The organism is Lachnoclostridium sp. An181 (assembly GCF_002160325.1).
Lineage (GTDB): Bacteria > Bacillota > Clostridia > Lachnospirales > Lachnospiraceae > An181.
On record NZ_NFKJ01000046.1, the window covers coordinates 1 to 2,289 of the forward strand.

Below are 2,289 nucleotides of genomic sequence, written 5' to 3' on the forward strand. Positions count from 1 at the left end.
GACGGGGCGAAACCGATTGAATTTGAAATCACAGAGGACGGAAAAATCGTTGACCTTACAGGGACAGACACATCAATCTACAATCAAGTGAAGCGTGGCGACTTAGAGGGTGTCAAGATTGGTGCTGGCACACACCAGCGTCTTGCGGGAGTTCCGTTTAGGATCACAAGCAAGACCACAGGTGAGAGCCATATTATCGTAACTGATGATAACGGGCAGTTCTCTACTTCTTCCGACTGGGCTTCCCACAAGCACAACACCAATGCAGGAAAGACCAGCGAGGACGGTATCTGGTTTGGAACAAGCGAGCCAGACGACAGCAAAGGTGCTTTGATTTACGATACCTATATCATTGAGGAATTACGCTGTGAGGGCAACAAAGGCTTTGAGCTTATCCCGCCGTTTGAAATCGTGGTGTCCAGAAACAATGTGACCGTTGACTTAGGGACACTGACTGATGAATACGAGAAAGAAATCTCTATCCATACCACAGCCACAGGCAAGGACGGCGAGAAGTCTATCGTGGCTGGCAAAGAGGTAACAATCATTGACACGGTTACGCTTGACGGGCTGGAAAAAGGTACGAAGTATCAGTTGAAAGGCTGGCAGATGTTGAAAGAGGAAAACGCCGAGCTTCTTATCGACGGACAGCGTGTGGAAAGTGATTACACATTCACAGCCGACAGCGAGGAAATGAAGATTGAAATAGAATACACGTTCAACGCTTCTTCTCTGGGCGGTCAGAACCTTGTAACCTTTGAGGAACTTTACGACCTTTCCAATGAGGACGAGCCTGTAAAGGTGGCAGAACACAAGGACATTGACGACGAGGGACAGACGGTGCTTATCACAGAGCGTATCATCTCTATCCATACCACAGCGACCAGCGAGGACGGAAAGAAAGAGATTGAAGCAGGAAAAGACGTGACAATCATTGATACTGTTACCCTTGACGGATTGGAAATCGGCACAAAGTATCAGCTCAAAGGCTGGCAGATGATTAAGGACGAAAACGCCGAGCTTATCATCAATGGTGAACGTGTCGAGAACGACTATACCTTTACTGCCGACAGTGAAAGCATGGAAGTCCAGATTGCCTTTACATTCGACGCTTCCAAGCTGGGCGGGAAAGAGCTTGTGACCTTTGAGGAATTATACGATTTGAGCAATCCAGACGAACCGACTAAGGTTACAGAGCATAAGGACATTGAGGACGACGGGCAGACGGTGACAATCACAGAAGTACCAGAAACGCCGGAAGAACCAACAGAGCCGGAACAGCCGACCACACCAGATACACCAACAAAAACAAGCGACGCTCCAAAGACAGGCGATAATACAAACATTGCCTTATTCTTAGGACTTCTTGTTCTCTCTGGTGCAGGCGTGGCAGGAACATACTTCTTCAAGCGTAGACGTTCCTAATCGGGTGGTCTGCTTATGATGATGAAGAAATCACGTTCCCCGCCGTATGGACTTGTAACAGGAAATGAAAATCGAAACTGTTCCTTTTCTGTTCTTCTGCTTGCAGATCAACGGAAAAGAACAGTCCACTAGGGGCGTGGGGAGTGTAGCTCCCCACATATCAATCACAGAAAGAAATGAGGTATGAACACATGAAATTAAAATATATCGTGCCTGACATGGCACAGACTTTTGGTAACTTGGAGTTTGCAGGAGAAAATGACGTGGAGCAACAGCGTGTCAATGGTCGCTTTGTCCCCGTAACGAGAAGCTACAACCTGTATTCCGACATTCAGAGAGCCGACGACATTATCGTAGTGCTTCCCGCAAAGGCTGGGGAAAAGCGTTTCAAGTATGAGCAGAAAGTCAAGCTCGTCAATCCTAAGATTACCGCCGAGGGAAAGAACGTGCGAGGTCGTGGCTACACCAACTATATTTTAAACGCTGACGATATGCTTCCAGCCGAGGAAAGCAAGTAAAGGGGGATAACAGATTATGAGATTAGCGAATGGAATTGTATTAGATAAGGAAAAGACTTTCGGTGTTTTGAAATTCTCCGCATTAAGACATGAAGTGCGAGTAGAGAATGAGGACGGGACAACCAGCGAGGAAATCAAACGCAGAACCTATGACTTGAAGTGCAGTCAGCAGGAACGCACGATACAGGTATCTATCCCAGCGGAAATCCCTGTCAAGGACTATCCGTACAATGCAGAGGTGGAGCTTATCAACCCTGTTGCCGATACCGTGGCAAACGCCAACTACCGAGGGGCAGATGTGGAGTGGTACATCAAGGCAGACGACATTGTACTGAAAAATAAAGGC

General features: G+C 47.4%; 3 protein-coding genes. All 3 read left to right on the forward strand.

Annotated elements, in window-relative coordinates:
- Positions 1-1,425: VaFE repeat-containing surface-anchored protein (locus B5F18_RS12320; RefSeq protein WP_143468439.1), on the forward strand; the 1,425-nt coding region annotated here is incomplete at its 5' end.
- 191 nt (positions 1,426-1,616) lie between these two features.
- Complete coding sequence (locus B5F18_RS12325) at positions 1,617-1,943, forward strand: YdcP family protein (RefSeq protein WP_087157931.1); 327 nt, start codon at positions 1,617-1,619, stop codon at positions 1,941-1,943.
- A gap of 16 nt (positions 1,944-1,959) precedes the next feature.
- On the forward strand, positions 1,960-2,289 hold a 330-nt coding region (locus B5F18_RS12330; protein ID WP_087157932.1), incomplete at its 3' end, for a YdcP family protein.

Coding starts and splice junctions, on each gene's coding strand:
- B5F18_RS12325 (WP_087157931.1), top strand. CDS start 1,617: ATGAAATTAAAATATATCGTGCCTGACATGGCACAGACTTTTGGTAAC.